The organism is Lysinibacillus sp. FSL P2-0066 (genome assembly GCF_037969495.1).
Taxonomy (GTDB): domain Bacteria; phylum Bacillota; class Bacilli; order Bacillales_A; family Planococcaceae; genus Lysinibacillus; species Lysinibacillus boronitolerans.
Genome location: NZ_CP150202.1, coordinates 4045090 through 4068727, shown reverse-complemented (window position 1 = coordinate 4068727; position 23638 = coordinate 4045090). Strand labels below are relative to the sequence as shown.

Below are 23638 nucleotides of genomic sequence, written 5' to 3'. Positions count from 1 at the left end.
AATGCGGTCGTGGCGGAACGGCAGACGCGCTAGGTTGAGGGCCTAGTGGGGGCAACCCCGTGGAGGTTCAAGTCCTCTCGGCCGCACCAAGTCAATCAATTTTATATGCGCCCGTAGCTCAATTGGATAGAGCGTCTGACTACGGATCAGAAGGTTGTGGGTTCGACTCCTGCCGGGCGCGCCAATTTTAAAATATATGCGGGTGTAGTTTAATGGTAAAACCTCAGCCTTCCAAGCTGATGTCGTGAGTTCGATTCTCATCACCCGCTCCAAAAAAGTGTTGACAACCGATTGGTTGCATGATATACTTGAATAGTTGTCTGAATTGATAACATATGAACCTTGAAAACTGAACAAGCAAAACGTAATCAATAAAGTTTTTAGTAGCTAATCTTGAGTTAGTAAACGAAACAAAATTTTGGACATCAAACATGATGCCAGCAAAACAATTTGAGCTAATCAAATTTCTTTTATGGAGAGTTTGATCCTGGCTCAGGACGAACGCTGGCGGCGTGCCTAATACATGCAAGTCGAGCGAACAGAAAAGGAGCTTGCTCCTTTGACGTTAGCGGCGGACGGGTGAGTAACACGTGGGCAACCTACCCTATAGTTTGGGATAACTCCGGGAAACCGGGGCTAATACCGAATAATCTCTTTTGCTTCATGGCAAGAGACTGAAAGACGGTTTCGGCTGTCGCTATAGGATGGGCCCGCGGCGCATTAGCTAGTTGGTGAGGTAACGGCTCACCAAGGCGACGATGCGTAGCCGACCTGAGAGGGTGATCGGCCACACTGGGACTGAGACACGGCCCAGACTCCTACGGGAGGCAGCAGTAGGGAATCTTCCACAATGGGCGAAAGCCTGATGGAGCAACGCCGCGTGAGTGAAGAAGGTTTTCGGATCGTAAAACTCTGTTGTAAGGGAAGAACAAGTACAGTAGTAACTGGCTGTACCTTGACGGTACCTTATTAGAAAGCCACGGCTAACTACGTGCCAGCAGCCGCGGTAATACGTAGGTGGCAAGCGTTGTCCGGAATTATTGGGCGTAAAGCGCGCGCAGGCGGTCCTTTAAGTCTGATGTGAAAGCCCACGGCTCAACCGTGGAGGGTCATTGGAAACTGGGGGACTTGAGTGCAGAAGAGGAAAGTGGAATTCCAAGTGTAGCGGTGAAATGCGTAGAGATTTGGAGGAACACCAGTGGCGAAGGCGACTTTCTGGTCTGTAACTGACGCTGAGGCGCGAAAGCGTGGGGAGCAAACAGGATTAGATACCCTGGTAGTCCACGCCGTAAACGATGAGTGCTAAGTGTTAGGGGGTTTCCGCCCCTTAGTGCTGCAGCTAACGCATTAAGCACTCCGCCTGGGGAGTACGGTCGCAAGACTGAAACTCAAAGGAATTGACGGGGGCCCGCACAAGCGGTGGAGCATGTGGTTTAATTCGAAGCAACGCGAAGAACCTTACCAGGTCTTGACATCCCGTTGACCACTGTAGAGATATAGTTTCCCCTTCGGGGGCAACGGTGACAGGTGGTGCATGGTTGTCGTCAGCTCGTGTCGTGAGATGTTGGGTTAAGTCCCGCAACGAGCGCAACCCTTGATCTTAGTTGCCATCATTTAGTTGGGCACTCTAAGGTGACTGCCGGTGACAAACCGGAGGAAGGTGGGGATGACGTCAAATCATCATGCCCCTTATGACCTGGGCTACACACGTGCTACAATGGACGATACAAACGGTTGCCAACTCGCGAGAGGGAGCTAATCCGATAAAGTCGTTCTCAGTTCGGATTGTAGGCTGCAACTCGCCTACATGAAGCCGGAATCGCTAGTAATCGCGGATCAGCATGCCGCGGTGAATACGTTCCCGGGCCTTGTACACACCGCCCGTCACACCACGAGAGTTTGTAACACCCGAAGTCGGTGAGGTAACCTTTTGGAGCCAGCCGCCGAAGGTGGGATAGATGATTGGGGTGAAGTCGTAACAAGGTAGCCGTATCGGAAGGTGCGGCTGGATCACCTCCTTTCTAAGGATTATTTCGGAATACAAACCTTGGGTTTGTAAGATTACGTTTTGCGTTCAGTTTTGAAGGTTCATTCTTCTGAATGAAACACTTCAAAACTTGTTCTTTGAAAACTGGATAAAACGACATTGAAATTGTAACAAACACATTTATTTTTTAAGTTTTTTTATAGGCTTAATAACTTGGTTAAGTTATTAAGGGCGCACGGCGAATGCCTTGGCACTAGGAGCCGAAGAAGGACGGCACTAACACCGATATGCTTCGGGGAGCTGTAAGTGAGCTTTGATCCGGAGATTTCCGAATGGGGGAACCCACTACGTTTAATCGCGTAGTATCTTGACGTGAATACATAGCGTCTTGAAGGCAGACCCAGGGAACTGAAACATCTAAGTACCTGGAGGAAGAGAAAGAAAAATCGATTCCCTGAGTAGCGGCGAGCGAAACGGGAAGAGCCCAAACCAAGAGGCTTGCCTCTTGGGGTTGTAGGACACTCTATACGGAGTTACAAAAGAGCGAGTTAGATGAAGCGACTTGGAAAGGTCCGCCAGAGCAGGTAAAAGCCCTGTAGTCGAAAGTTCGTTCTCTCCTGAGTGGATCCTGAGTACGGCGGAACACGTGAAATTCCGTCGGAATCCGGGAGGACCATCTCCCAAGGCTAAATACTACCTAGTGACCGATAGTGAACCAGTACCGTGAGGGAAAGGTGAAAAGCACCCCGGAAGGGGAGTGAAAGAGATCCTGAAACCGTGTGCCTACAAGTAGTTAGAGCCCGTTAATGGGTGATAGCGTGCCTTTTGTAGAATGAACCGGCGAGTTACGATTACGTGCAAGGTTAAGCTTTAGAAGGCGGAGCCGCAGCGAAAGCGAGTCTGAATAGGGCGAAGTAGTACGTGGTCGTAGACCCGAAACCAGGTGATCTACCCATGTCCAGGGTGAAGGTGAGGTAACACTTACTGGAGGCCCGAACCCACGCACGTTGAAAAGTGCGGGGATGAGGTGTGGGTAGCGGAGAAATTCCAATCGAACTTGGAGATAGCTGGTTCTCTCCGAAATAGCTTTAGGGCTAGCCTCGTGATGAGAATACTGGAGGTAGAGCACTGTTTGGACTAGGGGGCCATCCCGGTTTACCGAATTCAGACAAACTCCGAATGCCAGATATTTATACACGGGAGTCAGACTGCGAGTGATAAGATCCGTAGTCAAAAGGGAAACAGCCCAGACCACCAGCTAAGGTCCCAAAGTAATCGTTAAGTGGAAAAGGATGTGGCGTTGCACAGACAACCAGGATGTTGGCTTAGAAGCAGCCATCATTTAAAGAGTGCGTAATAGCTCACTGGTCGAGTGACGCTGCGCCGAAAATGTATCGGGGCTAAACGATTCACCGAAGCTGTGGATTGACATCTACGATGTCAGTGGTAGGAGAGCGTTCTAAGTGCGTTGAAGTCAGACCGGAAGGACTGGTGGAGCGCTTAGAAGTGAGAATGCCGGTATGAGTAGCGAAAGACGGGTGAGAATCCCGTCCACCGTATGACTAAGGTTTCCTGAGGAAGGCTCGTCCGCTCAGGGTTAGTCGGGACCTAAGCCGAGGCCGATAGGCGTAGGCGATGGACAACAGGTTGATATTCCTGTACCACCTCCTCACCGTTTGAGAAATGGGGGGACGCAGTAGGATAGGGTAAGCGCGCCGTTGGTTGTGCGCGTCCAAGCAGTAAGGCGTGTGTGTAGGCAAATCCGCACACTGTAACGTTGAGCTGTGATGGCGAGTCCGTATGGACGAAGTTCCTGATTTCACACTGCCAAGAAAAGCCTCTATCGAGGTGAGAGGTGCCCGTACCGCAAACCGACACAGGTAGTCGAGGAGAGAATCCTAAGGTGTGCGAGAGAACTCTCGTTAAGGAACTCGGCAAAATGACCCCGTAACTTCGGGAGAAGGGGTGCTCTTGAGCGTGCAAGCGCATGAGAGCCGCAGTGAATAGGCCCAGGCGACTGTTTAGCAAAAACACAGGTCTCTGCAAAACCGTAAGGTGACGTATAGGGGCTGACGCCTGCCCGGTGCTGGAAGGTTAAGAGGAGTGGTTAGCGCAAGCGAAGCTGCGAATTGAAGCCCCAGTAAACGGCGGCCGTAACTATAACGGTCCTAAGGTAGCGAAATTCCTTGTCGGGTAAGTTCCGACCCGCACGAAAGGCGTAACGATCTGGGCACTGTCTCAACGAGAGACTCGGTGAAATTATAGTACCTGTGAAGATGCAGGTTACCCGCGACAGGACGGAAAGACCCCGTGGAGCTTTACTGTAGCCTGATATTGAATTTTGGTACAACTTGTACAGGATAGGTAGGAGCCAGAGATCTCGGAGCGCCAGCTTCGAAGGAGGCGTCGGTGGGATACTACCCTGGTTGTATTGAAATTCTAACCCATGCCCCTTAGCGGGGCAGGAGACAGTGTCAGGCGGACAGTTTGACTGGGGCGGTCGCCTCCTAAAAGGTAACGGAGGCGCCCAAAGGTTCCCTCAGAATGGTTGGAAATCATTCGTAGAGTGTAAAGGCACAAGGGAGCTTGACTGCGAGACCTACAAGTCGAGCAGGGTCGAAAGACGGGCTTAGTGATCCGGTGGTTCCGCATGGAAGGGCCATCGCTCAACGGATAAAAGCTACCCCGGGGATAACAGGCTTATCTCCCCCAAGAGTCCACATCGACGGGGAGGTTTGGCACCTCGATGTCGGCTCATCGCATCCTGGGGCTGTAGTCGGTCCCAAGGGTTGGGCTGTTCGCCCATTAAAGCGGTACGCGAGCTGGGTTCAGAACGTCGTGAGACAGTTCGGTCCCTATCCGTCGTGGGCGTAGGAAATTTGAGAGGAGCTGTCCTTAGTACGAGAGGACCGGGATGGACACACCGCTGGTGTACCAGTTGTCTTGCCAAAGGCATCGCTGGGTAGCTATGTGTGGACGGGATAAGTGCTGAAAGCATCTAAGCATGAAGCCCCCCTCAAGATGAGATTTCCCATTACGCAAGTAAGTAAGATCCCTCAAAGACGATGAGGTAGATAGGTTCGAGGTGGAAGTGTGGTGACACATGGAGCTGACGAATACTAATCGATCGAGGACTTAACCAATATGTTTGAAGCATTCAATGTACCGTTTATCCAGTTTTGAAAGAACAAGAAAGTTTTAAAAAAAGCTTGTATTTATACTTAAATATGGTATAATAAATCTTGTCTTTTAAAAAGTCTAGTGATGATGGCAAAGAGGTCACACCCGTTCCCATACCGAACACGGAAGTTAAGCTCTTTAGCGCCGATGGTAGTTGGGGGCTTCCCCCTGTGAGAGTAGGACGTCGCTAGGCAAATAAAACAGTCAGCTGTGTGCTGACTGTTTTTTTATATTAATGAAAAGAGTAATTACAGTCATTGTAATTACTCTTTAAAATGTCTATAAAATAATAAGTTCTCTAGGAGAGTGGGTAATGACTTCAACGCCTTCTTTTGTAACGATAATATCATCCTCGATACGAACACCACCTACATTCGGTATATAAATACCCGGTTCTACTGTCAGTACCATATTCTCTTCTAAAATGTCTTTACATATGGTAGACATAAATATATTTTCATGGATATCTAAGCCTATGCCATGTCCTGTACCATGTCCGTAATTTTGTCCATATCCCTTTGCAGTAATGTAGTCTCGTGTATAACGATCTGCCTCTTGTCCAGTAATACCAGGTTTGATATTGGAAAGGGCATGTTGTAAGGCATAATGGACTATTTGATATACTTCTTTTAATTGCTCTAATGGTTCTCCAACAGCAATCGTTCTTGTCATATCAGAACGATAGCCTTGATAGTAAGCACCAAAATCCATTGTCAGCATATCACCTTGCTCCACTATTTTAGAGGATGCTACGCCATGTGGGAGTGCTGAGCGATGGCCAGAAGCAATAATCATATCGAAGGCTGCACCCGTTGCACCATTTTTGCGCATATGAGACTCTAATTCATAGGCTATCTCAAGTTCTGAAATACCAGGTTTGATGAATGTCAGAATATGATTAAATGCCTCATCAGAAATCCATGCTGCTTTTTTAATTATTTCAATTTCCTCTGGCGTTTTAATCATCCGTAAATCTTCTACAATAGTAGGCATTGGTTTTAATATGGCTGTCAATTTGCTTTTCATGAATTGATAGCTGTAATAAGTAACATGAAGTTGCTCAAAACCAACTGTTTGAATTGATTCCTGTTCAAAAATTTCCTGAATGGTTTCATATAAACGGTTGCGATCAATCTCGAGTACTTCAAAGGTGTCACATTGATTTGTTGCTTGCTGTGTATAGCGGAAGTCTACTAATAAAAGTGCGCGCGTCTTCGTTACGATAACTGTACCTGCACTACCTGTAAAACCGGTTAGATAGCGACGATTTTGAGCATTTGTAATAATAATTGCATCGGTTTCGTGTAGCTGTAAGGCTGCTTGTAATTGCTCTAATTTTGACATGTTACATTTCCCCCTTTAAAGTTAAATATACTGCAAAATATGCATTATGTTTAGAGCTTATATAAAATTAAGAAGTTGATTGTATAGGAAATTCATTACAAGATAAGTTCTATTTCTAGTTAAGAGAGTGTTAGAAAATATATTAAAGGAAAATATAAAAATAGATATTGCATATCTATGTTTTCTATGATATATTTATAAATGTCTTAAAGAGGTCCCGTGGTGTAGCGGTTAACATGCCTGCCTGTCACGCAGGAGATCGCCGGTTCGATCCCGGTCGGGACCGCCATTTAAATTGATATTACAGTCCTTATGATTTTACATCATAAGGACTTTTTATATTTTATCGGAGTATGGAACCAATTCATCATTCAGGAGCTTATTAGGAAACCTAAGTAGAAATTTTATGACAAATGAATAACTCCTAAAGGATCAACCTCGCCTATTAGAAACAAAGGGGCTAAAAGTATAACAATCTGTGAAGTATTTGAGACCAACCTCCCTTTATTATTTCATAAACAACATCTATTTCCCTAAAAGCATCTCAATCGTGTCTAAAAAATGGCTTAATCTTCGTGAAATAATTGATATTATTTACATAAATATAATTATTTGTATTTATTTAACATTATCTAAAAATAGTAAAAATTACCGATAAATGATAGCGTTTCTATAAGGTAAAATTAGATGTGTTTCTAATATAAAGATTAAGGGTAAAAAGTAGAAGTAATCGGATTGGCTACGGAGGTGTTTATATGAGCAAAGATTATTCTTTTAAAAGTATTTATTTACCTTTGCTTATTGGTTCCATGATAATGATGGTAGGCTGTGGAGATCCTATTATAGAGATTGAAGAATCAAATGCGTATCACTGGCAAAAAAATATGAACGAAGTAGAATTTGAGAAATTAAAAAATGATATGTCATATATTGAGGTAGTAAAAGCAGCAGGCGGCGCAGGTAAAAAGATCAAAAATAATGAATATCGTTGGAATGATGAAATCTTGATGACACAGGCCTATATAGTGAAATTTAAGGATGATAAACTAGTTGGCAAAGAAATCATAGCAGTGAAAGGTCATTCAAAAAGATAAATCGTTGTCACGTCTTCGTAAATGAAGACGTGTTTTTTCATTTAAATAAGCAACCTATGTATTGAATTAGGCTTTTTAACGACGACATTCTAAGTAGGATATAAATGATATTGGATGCTTTGAACATTTTCGCTAGTTTAGGTAAACTAGAGGTAATGTAGTGATGAGAGGAAAAATGAGAATGTATGAAATAATCATGAATTCAGTTGATGATACAGAACGTTTTGCTATGGCACTTGCCAATTTACTAGAAGCTCAAGATACGATTACATTAGAAGGAGATTTGGGCGCAGGCAAGACAACGTTTACGAAGGCCTTAGCAAAGGGGCTTGGTGTGAAGAGAACAGTCAACAGTCCAACATTTACGATTGTTAAACAGTATGAAGGACGTTTACCCTTCAATCATTTAGATGTATATCGTCTGGCTGAAAGTGACGAGGACCTTGGTTGGGATGAATTATTTTATGGAGATGCAGTATCAGTGGTAGAGTGGGCGCATTTAATTGAACAGGATTTGCCACAGAATCGATTAGCGATAGAGATTTACCGAATCGGAGATAATGAACGACGTTTTGTGTTAATACCTACTGGGGAACGCTATAAGGCGCTATGTGAGGAGCTAATGAAATGATTTGGTTAGGAATAGAAACAGCGAATACACCACTTTCCGTTGCTATTGTGAGGGATGGAAAAGTGGTAGCCGAGATGGTGCAAAATATAAAATTAACGCATTCTGCTGGCGCGATGCCCGCTATCGAAGAAATATTAGCAAGAGCAGGCTTAAAGGCAGGCGACTTGGATGTGATTGCGGTGTCTGAAGGTCCAGGTTCGTATACAGGTGTCCGCATAGGTGTGACATTAGCGAAAACCCTAGCTTGGACATTACAGATACCTTTAGTTGGCGTCTCTAGCTTAAAAGCATTAGCTGCAAATGCTACCCTTTATAATGGATTCATTTGTCCAATTTTTGATGCAAGAAGAGACAATGTTTATACAGCTGTTTATCAAGGAATGACACTAGAGGCTCTTGTGGAAGATCATCATGCACATATCGCTGATTTATTAGAACGTTTAAGGGCATTAGATGCACCTGTTTTATTTGTAGGAACAGATGTGGGCATTTTTTGGGATAACATCGTAGAAGAGCTTGGTGATAACGCTTTGCGTGCACCTTTTAGTCTTGACTTGCCACGTGCAACGGAAGTTATTCGTGTAGGAACTAAAGTGGAGTTACCGAGTGTTGAAGCTACTCATCACTTTGTCCCACAATATAAACGAATTGCAGAGGCTGAAGCAAATTGGCTGAAAGAACAAAAGGAGAAAGAACATGAGTAGTGATGTAACTTATCGTAAAATGGTTTCTGATGATGTACCAGCAGTTTATGAAATTGAAGTAGCTTCATTTCCTGTACCTTGGACGTTGGATTCCTTTTACTATGAAGTGCATGAAAATCAGTATGCTCATTATGTGCTGGCTGTGGATGCAAATGGAAGTATTATTGGTTTTTGTGGGATGTGGATGGTTATAGATGCAGCCCAAATTACGAATGTAGCTGTGATTGAGGGTGCTCGTGGTCGAGGTATAGGCGAGGGATTAATGCGTGAGGCGATGCAAATAGCTCGTTTACATGGAATGGAGGTTATGACATTGGAGGTACGTGTAACGAACACCGTTGCACAAAATCTTTATCGCAAGCTTCAATTCCAAGATGGTGGTATACGGAAAGGCTATTATACTGATAACGGGGAGGATGCCCTTGTCATGTGGGTGAATTTACAATGAATAATGGAATGATATTAGCAATAGAATCAAGCTGTGATGAAACAGCTGCAGCGATTATTCGAAATGGTCATGAAATCGTGTCGAATGTTGTTGCTTCTCAAATAGAGAGTCATAAGCGTTTTGGTGGAGTTGTCCCAGAAATTGCATCACGCCATCATGTTGAACAAATTACGATGGTAATTGAAGAAGCTTTAGCTCAAGCAAATCTAAAGCCGTCAGATTTGGATGCGGTTGCTGTTACAGAGGGTCCAGGTCTTGTAGGGGCATTGTTGATTGGCATTAATGCGGCGAAGGCTTTTGCCTTTGCGAACAGCTTACCCATTGTGGGTGTACATCATATTGCAGGTCATATTTATGCCAATGCGCTTGTACAGCCAATGGAGTTCCCTTTATTAGCACTAGTAGTTTCAGGCGGTCATACAGAGCTTGTCTATATGAAGGAGCATGGTTCTTTTGAGGTCATTGGTGAAACACGAGATGATGCTGCTGGTGAAGCATATGATAAAGTGGCACGTGTTTTAAATTTACCTTATCCTGGTGGGCCACATATTGATCGTCTTGCTCATGAGGAAGGAGAGGCTGTGCCTTTTCCAAGAGTATGGTTGGAAGAGGATTCGTATGATTTTAGCTTTAGCGGTTTAAAATCAGCTGTCATCAATTATAAACATAATATGGATCAACGAGGTGAAGCCATTTCACCAGCAGCTGTTGCCAAGGGATTTCAGGAAAGTGTTGTTGAAGTACTGACAGCTAAAACATTGCGTGCTGCTCGTGAGTATCAGGTGAAACAGGTTATTGCAGCTGGAGGTGTAGCCGCAAATAAAGGTTTGCGAACTTCTTTGGAGGCTGTATTTGAAGAGGAAGGTATCCCGTTTTTTGTACCACCGCTTAAATTGTGTACTGATAATGCTGCAATGATTGGCGCAGCTGCTATGCCGATGTATGAGGCTGGTATTCGAGGAAACTTAATGATGAATGGACGTCCAGGAATGGAGTTAAAATCCTGGATATAGTATGGAAAAGAGGTATCTATATTTTTAGATATCTCTTTTTAATTGTCGAATAATTGTTGATAAAAAGGAACGGTGCTAAGGGAATAATAAGTAGAAACAACAAAATTGACAAATTTTTCAGAAAATTATCCACAGGTAAAAGAGCGAAATAAATAGCGAACACGCGTACTTATACACAAATTGTTGATAACTTGTGTATAACTTGTGATTATTCAATATATAGTAGCTTGTTTTATACGATACAATGTGGATAAAATAATTTTTTATTGTGGACAGTGTGGAAAACTCTGTTGATATGTTGGTATTACTAGATTTATAGTGTGTATAAAACTGTGGGCATTTTTTGTCGAAAAATAGCACTTGACCAATATATATGAAAAATGAAGACAAGTAAAGAAAAAGCCATGTGAAAGGTCACATGGCTTACATCTTTACATATTAATATTTTCGAGTTCTTCATTTAACTCAAGCCATTCTAATTCTAATAGCTCATGCTGTTCTTTAGCAGTTGCTAATTCGTCTTGAAGCATTGAAATTTTTTCATGGTCAGTGAAAATGGCAGAGTCACATAGAGCCTCTTCTAGGCTTGCAACAATAGTAGATGTTTCTTGCATCTTGCTTTCTAAATCTTCGATCGTACGTCTAATTTGACGTTCACGTTTTTTTGCCTCTTTATCTATTTTTGATGTAGACGTTTTATCAGGCAGATCTTGCTGTACTTGGGGTTGAGAGGCAGCATTCATTTGTGCTAGTTCCAATAGTTCCTGCTTTTTCTCAACGTAATAATCGTAATCACCTAAATATTCAAATGAACCCGTTCCAGATAACTCCACCACTTTTGTTGCGATACGATTAATGAAGTAGCGGTCGTGTGAGACAAATAGAAGAGTACCTGGATAATCAATCAAGGCATTTTCTAATACCTCTTTGCTATCTAAGTCTAAATGATTGGTAGGCTCATCTAGAATTAAGAAATTAGCCTTTTGCATCATTAGCTTTGCGAGTGCAAGGCGTGCTTTTTCACCGCCCGATAAAGAGGATACAGCTTTATCCACATCTTCACCACTAAAAAGAAAACGCCCTAATACAGTTCGAATATCTTTTTCGTTCATGAGTGGCCATTCATCCCATAATTCTTTCAGGACACTCTTATTACTCGAGAGCTTTGCTTGCTCTTGATCATAATAGCCAATTTGTACATTCGTCCCATAACGAATACTGCCTGCAAGAGGGGCTAAATCCTTTACAATTGTTTTTAATAATGTCGATTTACCAACTCCATTTGGACCAACAAGGGCAATCCGATCCTCGCGAAAAGTGCGAAGGTTTATCCCACTAGAAATGGTACGATCATTATAACCAATCGTTAATTCATCAACAGATAAAACATCATTTCCACTTTGACGTTCAATCGAGAAACCGAAACTAGCGGATTTCTCATCACCGTCCGGGGATTCCATCCACTCTGTACGTTCAAGCATTTTACGTCGACTTTGTGCCATTTTTGTTGTAGAAGCACGTGCAATATTTTTTTGGATAAAATCCTCTAGCTTGGCCTTTTCATCTTGCTGACGTTCATAGAGTTTGACATCACGCTCATAATTTTTAGCTTTTTCATCTAAATAAGCACTATAATTACCAGGATATTTGGTAACACGATGACGGGATACTTCGTAGACAATAGAAACGACTTGGTCTAAGAAGTAGCGGTCATGGGAAACAATTAATATTGCGCCTTCATAGCCCTTTAAATAGGATTCCAACCAAGATAATGTTTCGATATCTAAATGGTTAGTAGGCTCATCGAGAATTAAAAGATCTGGTTTACTAAGTAAGAGCTTAGCAAGTGCTAAACGTGTGCGTTGTCCACCAGATAAGGAACTGATGGGTTTGTCATAGTCTTCGGAATAAAATTGCATACCATGAAGGACTGATCGTATGTCTGATTCATATTGATAGCCGCCAGCATCCTTGAACGTATGCTGTAATTGATCGTATTCCGACATAACTTTCGCATACATAGTAGGATTTTCATAAACAGTAGGATCAGCCATTTGTTGTTCAAGTGAGCGTAGGAGCTGTTCTTGTGCTAAAAGTGATTCGAAAATAGTCATCATTTCATTCCAAATCGTTAGCGTAGAGTTTAATCCTGCATGTTGCTCTAAATAGCCTATTTGAATACCCTTTGGGATAATGATATCGCCTGAATCATAGGACATTTGACCAGCAATTATTTTTAATAAAGTAGATTTACCTGCACCGTTTCGTCCTACTAAGGCAACACGGTCACGGTGTTGAACTTCTAATTTAACACCACTTAAAATTTCATCTGCAAGAAAGGATTTAGTTAGTTGATTGACCTGTAAAACAATCATTCTTGACACCTCAATTCTACCTTAGTGTAATGGATGAACGATTTGCATGCAATGTCCGTGCTTTACTTATTCCTAGCAGTCATGTAAGATTGAAACGATTTCTTTTTAGTTAGCTGCGTATAAGGCGCCATTAACTAAAGAGAAATACAGCAGGGGATTGCAAAAATGTTGTATATTGTTAAGGATGAATGTATTAAAATTAGTAGTTAAAGACAGTAAAATTGATGGAGGTACATCATAAGGAGGAAAAAGTTTGAAACAAGAATTAAAAATTCCACAAGCCACTACAAAAAGACTTCCTCTTTACTATCGATTTATTCAAAACTTTGCACAAGAAGGTATGGAACGTATTTCGTCGAAGGAATTGAGTGAAGCGATGAAAATAGATTCTGCAACTATTCGCCGTGATTTTTCTTATTTTGGTGCACTTGGGAAAAAGGGTTATGGCTACGATGTGCAGCATCTATTACAATTTTTTAGCCAGACGCTTGATCAACATGAAACGACAAAAGTAGCGTTAATTGGTGTGGGGAATTTAGGCAGTGCATTATTAAAATATAATTTTCAAAAAAATCATAATACACATATTGTGGTAGCATTCGATTCAAAAGCACCGAAGGATGGCAAAATGATCAGTAACATTCCTGTTTTTCATCCAGATTTATTGGAAGAAAAATATGCAGAATACGGTGCAGAGCTTGCTATTTTAACCGTTTCACCACGCTCCGCTCAAAAAATGGCGGATCGCTTAGCAGCCATGAATGCAAAGGGAATTTTAAACTTTACGCCAGAGCGATTAACAGTACCTGAAAGAATGCAGCTTTTAACCATCGATTTATCGGTAGAGTTGCAAGCGCTTATTTATTTAATTCGTAATCAGGAAGAGTGAAAACCATACATATTTTTAAGTGTAATTCACCGTTTCTGTCAAGATAGATAATTTAAATAAAATGAGGTCAAATCAGTGAGAGTGACGAAAAACTTTCACATATAATTAGTTAGCAAAATGGCGAAATATGCGTTAAAATGATGGATATAAAGAGGAGGTGGCTGTAATGGGTGGTATTGGTCCTATGAGCCTCATTATTATCGGAGTTGTCGCGTTACTAATTTTTGGTCCTAAAAAGTTACCAGAGCTTGGTAAGGCATTTGGTTCAACACTACGTGAATTCAAAAATGCTACTAAAGGTTTAGCCGACGAAGATGATGATGATAAGAAAAAGAAAGAACTAGATAAGTAAGTTAGGATGTTGAGGAATGAATCCAAAAGATCTAACTGTCATTGAGCATATAGAAGAATTAAGAAAACGGCTGTTCATTGTTGCCGTTTTCTTTGTTCTAGCTATGGCCGGCGCCTTTTTTGTCGCAAAGCCAATTATTAAATATCTTCAAATTACTGGAGAATCCTATAATATAGAACTCCATGCGTTTGATGTAGTAACACCGCTTTCAATTTATATTCAAGTTATATTTTTAATCTCTTTTATTGTTTCTTCGCCAATTTTAATGTATCAATTGTGGGCATTTATAAGTCCAGGACTAAGGGACATAGAACGAAAAGCAACCTTAAAGTATATTCCGTATGCATTTTTATTATTTTTAGCAGGGCTGTCCTTTTCTTTCTTTTACTTATTTCCTTATGTCATAAAATTTATGATGGGTTTATCGAATGAATTAGACATACAACCAACAATTGGCATAAAGGACTATTTTTCATTTTTATTTAGACTTACAATTCCATTTGGTTTCCTTTTCCAATTGCCGATTGTAGTCCTATTCTTTTCACGTATTGGAATGTTAACTCCTGAAATACTAGTGCGTTTTCGAAAGTATTCCTATTTTGGTCTGTTTGTGTGTGCAGCTATAATTGCACCCCCGGAGTTGGCTTCGCATTTAATGGTATCAATACCATTGTTTATGCTATATGAAATAAGCATTATGATTTCACGTATTGGCTATAAAAAATACTTGCAATCAGAAGAAATGAGATTAAAAGAAGAGCAGGAAGCTGAACAAAAGCGCCAGATTGAAGAGGCACTTGAGTTACAACGGAAACAAATTGAAGAATTAAAAAAACAATAATCAATTTTAAAATTGAAGTACACCCAAAAGTTAGCGTGAAAATCTAACTTTTGGGTGTTTGCTATGTCAAAGTATAGCAGTAAATTATAAGTAAGGAGAAAATATATTCAAGAAGTTCTTTCTTATTGATAAATTAGCCAAGAAGTATATTATTCCTAGTAATTAGTTAGAAGTATACAAAATAAAGTTTATTATGTTACATGCAAGCTTGATGTAAAACACTTTATAATTCAAACAGGCTTTTTACAAGATAATGTGGTTAATTTTCAAAAACTAACTATTATAAGTTAAGTATTTTAGTACACCTAATTTGAATTATGATGTGTAATTTAGAAATGTTATATTGTTTATCGCATTTGACAGTAAATTTTCGATTATGTTCCTATCAATTATTAAGCAATTAGTTGTTTCTAGTTTTTCTTTTATTCTAAATTTATCCGTAAAAAACTACACCTCCAATTGAGGTGTAGTTCAAATACTAAATAGATTTTCTTTAAATTAGTACTTATTTTATAATACTAGAAAAGAGTAGAAATTCTCGATTAAAAATATGTGTACTTTTAAACTATCTTGGATATAGCCACCCCTCATAAACGCCCACCTTAATGCGTTTTCCTGTGAAAATATCGTATGAATCTTCAATAGCTACTAAATTAAGTACACCACTCCAATCGCCGTTTATATGAAATACTTGTTTTTCGACTGTTGAGAAAAGTGAGTAAGGTTTTCTAATTCCTGAAACCCATCTTTCGTGTACAGCATAAGGAGTTATTTCTCCAGAGCTTTGTGAAATTTCACTATTATTTTCAGTACTTACATTATTAGTTTCATTATTCTCTATTTCTTCTGCCGAAGAAATTAGTGCTCCTGATAGAGTTACGGATAATCCTAGTAACACACCACTAATTATTTTTTTTGCTTGCATATTTAATACCTCCTATAATTAATCATTTAAAGCGCTATTAAAAGTAAGCTACACTCGAGTTAAATCAAGTGTAACATTCGCATTATGGCTAATCAATCATAATTTACAGAAAATTTGTATTTATGTTAATATTTTCATTTTTATCTCTCTATAAACTATAGAGTATTATCGGACTTTTACAAATTTTGTTTCCGAAATAAAAAATAGCAACAGAAAACTATTCGTTATCTGTTGCTATTTTTAAATTGGGAAAGCTATTGTCTTTTTGTAATGAGGCTATTTATACTGAAATCTAACATGATGTAATTAAATTACATTAAATTGGTACCTATACAATTTTGTCTATATTTTGTATTACCTTTTGGGCTTTACAAAAATTTATTGCATTTTTTCTAGTTCTTGAAGAAACTTTTGCAATGGTTCCGCATAGAATTGTACAAGTGTCACAAATCCATTAAGCATGACGTGTGCAATAATAGACGTCCAAATGCGCTTTGTTTTGTGATATAAAAAAGCGAAGATTAAACCACAAATGGTATAAAGCAAGATATGTGAGAAGTCGAAGTGGATAATCGCAAAGAAAATGGCACTAACGATTGCTGCCACCCAGAAATTTGTTGTTTGGACAAGCGAGCCAAAGATCACTCTGCGAAAGACGAATTCTTCTAAAATGGGACCAAATACAACAATTGCTAATATGGCAATGGGAGCCCCTTTAGCTATCGCAACTATATCAGCAGTATTTTGTGAGCCTCCTTCAATACCGAAAACAGCCATCTCAATAGCTGCACCAATCATTTGTCCAAAGAAGACTAGGAAGAAGCCGATGATTCCCCACACAATTGTAAGTGGTATCGTTTCTTTTTTTCCTTGATAAATGTTCCAGAAGGCCTTATCTCGAGATGTAAGGATTAAGCTTAAAATGAGCGCTACAGCAAAACTTAAGGCAATATACCAACCTTGAGTAATGGGAGCTGCTTGTTCAGAAGCTAAACCCGTTACCTTCATGATGAGCTTATGGAACGGTAAGAGCAACCATCTGCTAGAGATTTGCATCAAGATATAAATCAGCAAAACATACAGGGCTGTTTTTTTATGTTTCGTTACTTTTTGAGAATTAGTCACAGTCAAAATCCTTTCCATTCATATGCTTCTTTTCTATTGTAGAGGAATATGGAAAGAAAACAAAATTTTTTGAAGTTCTGACTTGCAAAAAAAAGGGTGATTGATTATCATAATAATTGTGTTAGCACTCATTGATATAGAGTGCTAATAAATATCAACAATTATTTAATTATTAGGAGGTTGTTTCACTTGTTAAGACCACTAGGAGATCGTATTGTAATTGAACTAATCGAGGTAGAAGAAAAATCTGCATTCGGTATTGTACTACCTGACTCTGCAAAAGAAAAACCACAAGAAGGTAAAGTAGTAGCAGTTGGGACAGGTCGTGTATTAGAGAACGGGCAACGTGTAGAGCTTGACGTTAAAGTTGACGACCGCATTATTTTCTCTAAATACGCTGGCACAGAAGTTAAATTTGAAGGTAATGAATACCTAATTTTACGCGAAAGCGATATTCTTGCAATTATTGAATAAGAACATTAAACACACCTTACGTAAGGTGGATGCTTATTGTCTGCAAAACAAATGTGACAATAAGGTGAAATTGATATAAATATATTGAAGAAGCTTAACGAATATTCCATTTCAGGAGGGTAAATTCTCATGGCAAAAGATATTAAATTCTCAGAAGACGCTCGTTCATTAATGTTACAAGGTGTAGATAAATTAGCGAATGCAGTAAAAGTAACATTAGGACCAAAAGGACGTAATGTTGTTTTAGAAAAAAAATTCGGTTCACCACTTATTACAAATGATGGTGTGACAATTGCAAAAGAAATCGAATTAGAAAACCCATACGAAAACATGGGAGCAAAATTAGTAGCAGAAGTTGCTTCTAAGACAAACGAAATCGCTGGTGATGGTACAACTACAGCAACAGTATTAGCTCAAGCAATTATTCGTGAAGGCTTGAAAAACGTTACAGCTGGCGCAAATCCTGTAGGTATCCGCAAAGGTATTGATAAAGCAGTGGCTGCAGCACTTACGGAATTACACGCTATTTCTCGCCCAGTAAGCAATAAGGAAGAAATTGCACAAGTTGCTGCTATTTCTGCTGCTGATGATGAAGTTGGACAACTAATTGCTGAAGCAATGGAGCGCGTTGGTAACGATGGTGTTATTACAATTGAAGAATCAAAAGGCTTCACAACAGAGCTAGATGTAGTAGAGGGTATGCAGTTTGATCGTGGCTATGCGTCTCATTACATGGTAACTGATACAGATAAAATGGAAGCGGTTCTTGATAACCCATACATTTTAATTACTGATAAAAAAATTACAAACATTCAAGAAGTATTACCATTATTAGAACAAGTGGTACAACAAGGTCGTCCACTTTTAATGATTGCTGAAGATGTAGAAGGTGAAGCACTAGCAACACTTGTTGTGAACAAGCTTCGTGGTACATTCAATGCTGTAGCAGTAAAAGCACCAGGCTTCGGTGATCGCCGCAAAGCAATGCTTGAAGATATTGCTATCCTGACAGGTGGACAAGTGATTACAGAAGAATTAGGCTTAGATCTAAAATCAGCTGACATTTCTGCACTTGGTCGTGCAGCAAAAGTAGTGGTAACAAAAGATAACACAACAATCGTTGAAGGTGTAGGCGGAGCAGACGCGATTGAATCACGCATTGGTCAAATCCGTGCACAACTTGCTGAAACTACTTCAGAATTTGATAAAGAAAAATTACAAGAACGTCTTGCTAAATTAGCAGGTGGTGTAGCAGTTATCAAAGTTGGTGCTGCAACAGAAACAGAGCTTAAAGAGCGTAAACTTCGTATTGAGGATGCTTTAAACTCAACTCGTGCGGCTGTTGAAGAAGGTATCGTATCAGGTGGTGGTACAGCTCTTCTTAACGTCTATGCAGCAGTGGAAAAAGCGGCTGAAGCAGTAGAAGGCGACGTAGCTACAGGTGTGAAAATCGTTCTACGTGCTTTAGAAGAACCAGTTCGCCAAATTGCTAATAACGCTGGTCTTGAAGGCTCAATTATCGTAGATCGCTTAAAACGTGAAGAAGTTGGCATTGGTTTCAATGCAGCAACTGGCGAATGGGTAAACATGATGGAAGCAGGCGTAGTAGACCCAGCAAAAGTAACTCGCTCAGCTTTACAAAACGCAGCATCAGTTGCAGCGCTATTCTTAACAACAGAAGCGGTTGTAGCAGATATCCCTGAAGCAGCACCAGCAATGCCAGATATGAGCGGCATGGGCGGTATGCCAGGAATGATGTAAGATTTAGCTTAAACTAAAGCACAATCTTTTAAGTAAACATGACCACTTTCCATAATTTTATGGAAAGTGGTTTTTATTTTGATTTTTTATTAGAACAGGCTATTTAAGTGGATTATTCATCTGCTAAATATATGAATAATTTATAATTAAAAATTTTCCTGTTGTTTTTCAATGGATTATCACTTACAATACAAATGAAAATGATAATCGTTATCATTAACTAATAGTTAAATAGATAGAGGTGAAATCTTGAATAAACAGGAAGCTAACAGAATAGGGACGGGCAATATTTATTATGTTATTATCTTGCTTTTAATAGCCTCCATTTTAATATCTGCCGTTTTTTCTGTATCAATAGGACAAGTCAGTATTCCTTTCAAGCAATCGATGGATATTTTGCTACATACTATATCCAATGGAAAACTTGGCACCCTTGATAGTGTGGAAAGTGAATCCTACTTGAATATTATTTTACAGGTCAGAATGCCACGTGTGGTTTTTGCCTTATTAATTGGTGTCGGACTTGCATTGTGTGGCGCTGTCATGCAGGCAGTTGTCCAAAACCCACTTGCTGATCCATACATACTTGGTATTTCTTCAGGAGCGTCATTGGGAGCAACCTTTGCTATCCTAGTTGGTTTTGGGAGTAGTGCATTGCTAGCACAATTTGGAGTAGCCTTTGGTGCATTTGCAGGAGCGATGTTTACCTCTATGGCAGTGCTTATCTTATCCAGTATTGGAGGTAAAGCAACCTCAGTGAAATTGGTTTTATCAGGGGTTGTTATCGGTGCATTATGTAGTTCGTTTTCAAGCCTTATCATCTTTTTTGCCAATAATGCAGAGGGTATCAAAACGGTTACGTTCTGGTCTATGGGGAGTTTAGCATCCGCAAGCTGGGACAAAACACCGATTTTAACATTCGTCATTGTGCTAGGAGCTGTATTATTCCTTTTCCAACATCGCGTGCTAAATACAATGCTACTTGGGGATGAATCAGCTATCACATTAGGGATCAATTTAAGTGCTTATCGTAAATTGTATATGGTTCTTACCTCGCTTATTACAGGGACGATGGTCGCTTATGCAGGTATGATCGGTTTTGTTGGTTTAATTATTCCACATATTACGAGAGGTATTTTCGGGGCAGATCATAAACGATTAATGCTAGGAACATTGCTCTTAGGCGGTCTTTTCATGATTTGGGCGGATATTCTGTCTCGTACATTAATCCAAAATGTAGAATTACCGATTGGTATTATTACTTCTGTCATTGGGTCACCATTATTTATCTATATGATTGTAAAAAAAGGTTACAACTTCGGAGGGTAGAACAATGGAATTAGTAGCAAAGGAAATAGAAGTAAAAATCGGCAAAAAGGAAATCGTAAAAAACATATCCATTCATGTGAATAAGCAGCAATTTGTGGGCTTAATCGGACCAAACGGATGCGGAAAATCAACTTTACTAAAAAGCATTTATAAAAGCTTAGTGCCTCAAAAAGGAATGGTCTTCTTAGATGATTTAGATGTTTTAAAAAGTCCCGAAAAAAAGATTTCTCAGCACTTAGGCGTGGTTGGACAATTCAATGAAATGCACTTTGATTTAACAGTTCAACAAATGGTGATGTTAGGAAGAACACCTCATAAAAAAATGCTAGAGTCAGATAACCAAAAGGATTTTGACATCGTAGAAGAGGCATTGACAAGAACGAACTTACAATCTTATAGAGGGCGTAGCTTTCTTTCACTATCTGGCGGCGAAAAGCAAAGGGTTATTTTAGCTAGAACGATTGCCCAACAGCCTAAATTTATGATTTTGGATGAACCAACAAATCATTTAGATATTCGCTATCAAATTGAAATACTATCCTGTGTAAGAAGTTTAAACATCGGTGTTTTAGCAGCTCTTCATGATCTAGAAATGGCAGCACATTACTGTGACTATCTTTATGCCGTAAAAGATGGTGAAATCTATGCACATGGTACACCACAAGAAGTTTTAACACCAGAAACAATAGAAGCTTTATATCATATAAAATGTCAAACATTTATTAATCCGGTGACGAATGGATTAGGCTTTGCATATGGACTGTAGGAGGAAAACCATGAAGAAAAAATTATTATTAGGAATTGGTTTAGCGGCTTTGTTAACATTAACAGCCTGCGGATACACATCAAAAGATGCATCTAAGGAAACACAAACAAAAGAGCATTATCCACTAACAATTGAGAACTTTACAAAGGCTGAAGGGGGATCAACATGGGAAAAGAAAGATCAAGTATTTGATAAAGCACCTGAAAGAATTATGGCAAATACACGCCCGGCAGCAGAATTATTATTACATCTAGGATTAGGCGATAAAATCGTTGGTGTTGGTGCGAACTTTGGAGCAGTTGATAAATCTGTAGAAGAACAGTATGCTAAGCTAAATATTTTAAGTGATGAATATGTTGGGAAAGAGGTTACATTAGGGACTAATCCTGATTTAGTATTTGGCCGTGGTGGCTTATTTGATAATGCTGAATGGGGAGTAGGGACAGTAGACTCTCTTAATGAAATGGGTGTAAAAACATATGTTTTAGAGTCATCTGTAACAGGTGGTACATATGATTCTATTTATAAAGATATCGAAAATATCGGTGAAATTTTTAATGTTCAAGACAAAGCAGTTAGCTTTATTAACGAACTAAAAGGCCGACAACAAGATATTTCTTCAAAATTAGAAAGTATTAAAGAAGAAAAAACATTTGCTTATCTGCATACAAATGATCCAAAAGAGCTTTTTATTTATCCAGCACACGACGAAACATTTTTTAATGATGCATTCAAAATGGTTAAATTAGATAATATTTTCAAAGATGAAACAGGCGATGTAAGTGTTGAGACATTAATTGCAGCAGATCCAGATGTATTAATACTTCCTAACTGGGACGGTTCTGATTTGACAAAAGTACGTGAAGAAATTTATGCCAATCCTAAACTTTCAAGCATGAAGGCTATTAAAAATAAACAAATATATATCGTAGATTACAATTACATGTTCGGCTATGGCTATAACACAATTGACGGAATGGAGACACTAGCGAAAGAAATGTATCCAGACTTATTTAAATAATATAAAAAGCACTGTCCTAGCGGGGCGAATAAATGACACGATAGGGCAGCGTTTTCTACTAATAATAAAGGTTCTAAGTCAAATGTTGGGGTGGTGTAATCTTTTAACACATTAACCCAGATGAACTCCGATTTCTTTATACTTTAAATTTAATAAGATTTTTGCTCGAAAGTGATCGAAACGCTGAAAGCCATATGCATTCCGTTTCATCACTTTTGTTTTATTATTAATGCCTTCCAAGAAGCCATTGGAATAACCAAAACTAAAGCTATTTAAGATTTCTACTTGCCAGTTCTTCAATGTTTGAATGGCTTTTAAGAAAGCTGGTAATTTTGTCTCTTCTACCTTACGGTAAAAAGCTAGTAATCGCTTCTTCACTTCTACAACATCATTTTTTGTCTTTGCCCAATCAAACCATTCACAATAGGCTTCCTTTAATTCATGAGCTACTTTTAATGTTTCAGACATTTCTGTATAACGCTGTAAGTACCACTGTTGTTTCGGTGATAATTTAGATGCACGTTTATACAATACATGACGCATACGTTTACACTTTGTACGATTGTATTTGTCCCATTCTTTTTGTACTTGTCGGCGCACTTCATCCATTGCCCAATAGATATAACGGCTAAAATGAAACCGGTCTGCCACAATAACAGGTCGACCTAGCGCTTGACGAACAGCTGCTTTAAAACTTGGATTCATATCCATGACCACTATCTCAACATCTGCTCCATACTGACTTAGGTAATTTTTTATGGTTTCTTTTTTACGATTCGGTAAAATATCAATCGGTTCGCGCGTCTCCGCATTCGCAATGATTAACTGATACGTACCTGCATCTGTATCGCCTTTATACTCATCAATCGCAATTGCTTTTGGTAAACGTACACCCTCTACTAATTGTTTTTTCGCTACCTTTTTAAAACGGCGAATAACCGTCGTGGTTGATGTACCTAGCACTTCTGCAGCTTCTTTAAATGTTTTAGCTTTAATAGCACGTATACTCACTACTTGATTCCATTCCTTTGAGTAACGTTGATATTTATCTACGAAGGGGGATTTTTCAGAGAAACGCTTTCCACAATCACAAACATAACGACGACGTTTATAGAAAAGAATAGTTAAACGTTCAAACCATTTTAAATGATTGATCTTTTGTATACGGTAATCGTGAACCTTCGATGTTTTTTTTTCACAAACTGGACATGGATGCGTGCACTTAGGCAATTGCACATACAATGCGATTCGATCGCCTACTTCTTCTACTTTCGTAATCTCTACATCTTTTAATCCTGGGATATTCATGTTAAAATTCATTTGCACAGTTCACCTTTCTATTACTTGTTTCTCGACAATTCAAGTATATATAAATCAGT

Annotated in this window: 18 protein-coding genes, 4 tRNA genes and 3 rRNA genes; 20 read left to right on the top strand and 5 right to left on the bottom strand. The window is 39.5% G+C overall.

The annotated features are described in order from the left end of the window. Nucleotides 1–3: 3 nt before the first annotated feature. The 6 genes from MKZ14_RS20215 (at nt 4) to rrf (ending at nt 5360) form a co-directional block, all read left to right on the top strand. Nucleotides 4–89 (top strand) — tRNA-Leu (locus tag MKZ14_RS20215). 18 nt (nt 90–107) lie between these two features. Next, nucleotides 108–184, top strand: a tRNA-Arg gene (locus MKZ14_RS20210). A gap of 14 nt (nt 185–198) precedes the next feature. Next, nucleotides 199–272 (top strand) — tRNA-Gly (locus tag MKZ14_RS20205). A gap of 197 nt (nt 273–469) precedes the next feature. Then, nucleotides 470–2021 (top strand): 16S ribosomal RNA (locus MKZ14_RS20200). 181 nt (nt 2022–2202) lie between these two features. After that, nucleotides 2203–5130 (top strand): 23S ribosomal RNA (locus MKZ14_RS20195). Nucleotides 5131–5244: 114 nt separating this feature from the next. After that, nucleotides 5245–5360 (top strand): 5S ribosomal RNA (rrf, locus tag MKZ14_RS20190). The 16S, 23S and 5S rRNA genes sit together here with 3 tRNA genes alongside, the layout of an rRNA operon. 86 nt (nt 5361–5446) lie before the next feature. Here the strand turns inward: rrf and MKZ14_RS20185 are convergent. Continuing rightward, complete coding sequence (locus MKZ14_RS20185; RefSeq protein ID WP_333005882.1) at nt 5447–6511, bottom strand: Xaa-Pro peptidase family protein; 1065 nt, start codon at nt 6509–6511, stop codon at nt 5447–5449. Nucleotides 6512–6724: 213 nt separating this feature from the next. Between MKZ14_RS20185 and MKZ14_RS20180 the strand changes: the two genes are divergently transcribed. From MKZ14_RS20180 to tsaD, 6 genes are all read left to right on the top strand, one after another. Next, a tRNA-Asp gene (locus MKZ14_RS20180) sits at nt 6725–6800 on the top strand. Between the two features lie 466 nt (nt 6801–7266). Continuing rightward, complete coding sequence (locus tag MKZ14_RS20175) at nt 7267–7605, top strand: hypothetical protein (RefSeq protein ID WP_258859713.1); 339 nt, start codon at nt 7267–7269, stop codon at nt 7603–7605. A 181-nt stretch (nt 7606–7786) separates the two neighbouring features. Next, entirely contained in the window at nt 7787–8236 is a 450-nt protein-coding gene (tsaE, locus tag MKZ14_RS20170) for a tRNA (adenosine(37)-N6)-threonylcarbamoyltransferase complex ATPase subunit type 1 TsaE (RefSeq protein WP_016993010.1), read from the top strand. After that, nucleotides 8233–8940, top strand: a complete 708-nt coding sequence (gene tsaB / locus MKZ14_RS20165; protein WP_333005883.1) for a tRNA (adenosine(37)-N6)-threonylcarbamoyltransferase complex dimerization subunit type 1 TsaB — start codon at nt 8233–8235, stop codon at nt 8938–8940. The genes tsaE and tsaB overlap by 4 nt, the downstream gene beginning before the upstream one ends. Next, nucleotides 8933–9388 (top strand): ribosomal protein S18-alanine N-acetyltransferase, encoded by a 456-nt coding sequence (rimI, locus tag MKZ14_RS20160; protein WP_016993016.1) that lies wholly within the window; start codon nt 8933–8935, stop codon nt 9386–9388. Before tsaB ends, rimI begins: the two co-directional genes overlap by 8 nt. Continuing rightward, nucleotides 9385–10401 carry a tRNA (adenosine(37)-N6)-threonylcarbamoyltransferase complex transferase subunit TsaD gene (tsaD, locus tag MKZ14_RS20155; protein ID WP_016993018.1) on the top strand — a complete coding sequence of 339 codons (1017 nt, stop codon included), beginning with the start codon at nt 9385–9387 and terminating at the stop codon, nt 10399–10401. Before rimI ends, tsaD begins: the two co-directional genes overlap by 4 nt. 431 nt (nt 10402–10832) lie before the next feature. On the opposite strand, the gene MKZ14_RS20150 is transcribed toward tsaD, so the two are convergent. After that, a complete protein-coding gene (locus MKZ14_RS20150; protein ID WP_333005884.1) occupies nt 10833–12776 on the bottom strand; it encodes an ABC-F family ATP-binding cassette domain-containing protein in 1944 nt (647 codons plus the stop codon). Nucleotides 12777–13029: 253 nt separating this feature from the next. Between MKZ14_RS20150 and MKZ14_RS20145 the strand changes: the two genes are divergently transcribed. From MKZ14_RS20145 to tatC, 3 genes are all read left to right on the top strand, one after another. Further along, the gene (locus MKZ14_RS20145; RefSeq protein ID WP_036075461.1) at nt 13030–13665 is read left to right on the top strand and encodes a redox-sensing transcriptional repressor Rex; all 636 of its coding nucleotides are present in this window, start codon (nt 13030–13032) and stop codon (nt 13663–13665) included. A 166-nt stretch (nt 13666–13831) separates the two neighbouring features. Further along, nucleotides 13832–14017 (top strand): twin-arginine translocase TatA/TatE family subunit, encoded by a 186-nt coding sequence (locus MKZ14_RS20140; RefSeq protein ID WP_008176991.1) that lies wholly within the window; start codon nt 13832–13834, stop codon nt 14015–14017. A 16-nt stretch (nt 14018–14033) separates the two neighbouring features. Continuing rightward, nucleotides 14034–14858 (top strand): twin-arginine translocase subunit TatC, encoded by an 825-nt coding sequence (gene tatC, locus MKZ14_RS20135; RefSeq protein WP_333005885.1) that lies wholly within the window; start codon nt 14034–14036, stop codon nt 14856–14858. 565 nt (nt 14859–15423) lie between these two features. On the opposite strand, the gene MKZ14_RS20130 is transcribed toward tatC, so the two are convergent. Both MKZ14_RS20130 and MKZ14_RS20125 read right to left on the bottom strand, forming a co-directional pair. After that, entirely contained in the window at nt 15424–15783 is a 360-nt protein-coding gene (locus MKZ14_RS20130; protein WP_339280386.1) for a hypothetical protein, read from the bottom strand. 378 nt (nt 15784–16161) lie between these two features. Then, on the bottom strand, nt 16162–16926 hold the full coding sequence (locus tag MKZ14_RS20125) for a type II CAAX endopeptidase family protein (protein ID WP_036075465.1): 765 nt from the start codon (nt 16924–16926) through the stop codon (nt 16162–16164). A 171-nt stretch (nt 16927–17097) separates the two neighbouring features. Here MKZ14_RS20125 and groES point away from each other — a divergent pair, with 171 nt between their 5' ends. The 5 genes from groES to MKZ14_RS20100 all read left to right on the top strand — a co-directional run bounded on the left by groES (nt 17098) and on the right by MKZ14_RS20100 (nt 22259). Continuing rightward, a complete protein-coding gene (gene groES / locus MKZ14_RS20120; RefSeq protein ID WP_004224358.1) occupies nt 17098–17382 on the top strand; it encodes a co-chaperone GroES in 285 nt (94 codons plus the stop codon). Between the two features lie 129 nt (nt 17383–17511). Beyond that, nucleotides 17512–19143 (top strand): chaperonin GroEL, encoded by a 1632-nt coding sequence (gene groL, locus MKZ14_RS20115; protein WP_036075467.1) that lies wholly within the window; start codon nt 17512–17514, stop codon nt 19141–19143. Between the two features lie 249 nt (nt 19144–19392). Next, nucleotides 19393–20472, top strand: coding sequence for an iron ABC transporter permease (locus MKZ14_RS20110; protein WP_339280385.1), 1080 nt, complete (start codon nt 19393–19395; stop codon nt 20470–20472). A gap of 4 nt (nt 20473–20476) precedes the next feature. Further along, complete coding sequence (locus MKZ14_RS20105; protein WP_312127029.1) at nt 20477–21238, top strand: ABC transporter ATP-binding protein; 762 nt, start codon at nt 20477–20479, stop codon at nt 21236–21238. Nucleotides 21239–21248: 10 nt separating this feature from the next. Next, the gene (locus MKZ14_RS20100) at nt 21249–22259 is read left to right on the top strand and encodes an ABC transporter substrate-binding protein (RefSeq protein WP_339280384.1); all 1011 of its coding nucleotides are present in this window, start codon (nt 21249–21251) and stop codon (nt 22257–22259) included. 111 nt (nt 22260–22370) lie between these two features. On the opposite strand, the gene MKZ14_RS20095 is transcribed toward MKZ14_RS20100, so the two are convergent. Beyond that, nucleotides 22371–23585 (bottom strand): ISL3 family transposase, encoded by a 1215-nt coding sequence (locus MKZ14_RS20095; protein WP_333007013.1) that lies wholly within the window; start codon nt 23583–23585, stop codon nt 22371–22373. Nucleotides 23586–23638 lie beyond the last annotated feature (53 nt).

Excerpts from the sequence above, each read along its gene's own strand:
- rimI (WP_016993016.1), top strand. The coding sequence starts at position 8,933 with ATGAGTAGTGATGTAACTTATCGTAAAATGGTTTCTGATGATGTACCA.
- tsaD (WP_016993018.1), top strand. The coding sequence starts at position 9,385 with ATGAATAATGGAATGATATTAGCAATAGAATCAAGCTGTGATGAAACA.
- MKZ14_RS20100 (WP_339280384.1), top strand. The coding sequence starts at position 21,249 with ATGAAGAAAAAATTATTATTAGGAATTGGTTTAGCGGCTTTGTTAACA.
- MKZ14_RS20150 (WP_333005884.1), bottom strand. The coding sequence starts at position 12,776 with ATGATTGTTTTACAGGTCAATCAACTAACTAAATCCTTTCTTGCAGAT.
- MKZ14_RS20140 (WP_008176991.1), top strand. The coding sequence starts at position 13,832 with ATGGGTGGTATTGGTCCTATGAGCCTCATTATTATCGGAGTTGTCGCG.
- groL (WP_036075467.1), top strand. The coding sequence starts at position 17,512 with ATGGCAAAAGATATTAAATTCTCAGAAGACGCTCGTTCATTAATGTTA.
- MKZ14_RS20175 (WP_258859713.1), top strand. The coding sequence starts at position 7,267 with ATGAGCAAAGATTATTCTTTTAAAAGTATTTATTTACCTTTGCTTATT.
- MKZ14_RS20185 (WP_333005882.1), bottom strand. The coding sequence starts at position 6,511 with ATGTCAAAATTAGAGCAATTACAAGCAGCCTTACAGCTACACGAAACC.
- MKZ14_RS20105 (WP_312127029.1), top strand. The coding sequence starts at position 20,477 with ATGGAATTAGTAGCAAAGGAAATAGAAGTAAAAATCGGCAAAAAGGAA.
- tsaE (WP_016993010.1), top strand. The coding sequence starts at position 7,787 with ATGTATGAAATAATCATGAATTCAGTTGATGATACAGAACGTTTTGCT.
- tatC (WP_333005885.1), top strand. The coding sequence starts at position 14,034 with ATGAATCCAAAAGATCTAACTGTCATTGAGCATATAGAAGAATTAAGA.
- tsaB (WP_333005883.1), top strand. The coding sequence starts at position 8,233 with ATGATTTGGTTAGGAATAGAAACAGCGAATACACCACTTTCCGTTGCT.
- MKZ14_RS20125 (WP_036075465.1), bottom strand. The coding sequence starts at position 16,926 with ATGGAAAGGATTTTGACTGTGACTAATTCTCAAAAAGTAACGAAACAT.
- MKZ14_RS20130 (WP_339280386.1), bottom strand. The coding sequence starts at position 15,783 with ATGCAAGCAAAAAAAATAATTAGTGGTGTGTTACTAGGATTATCCGTA.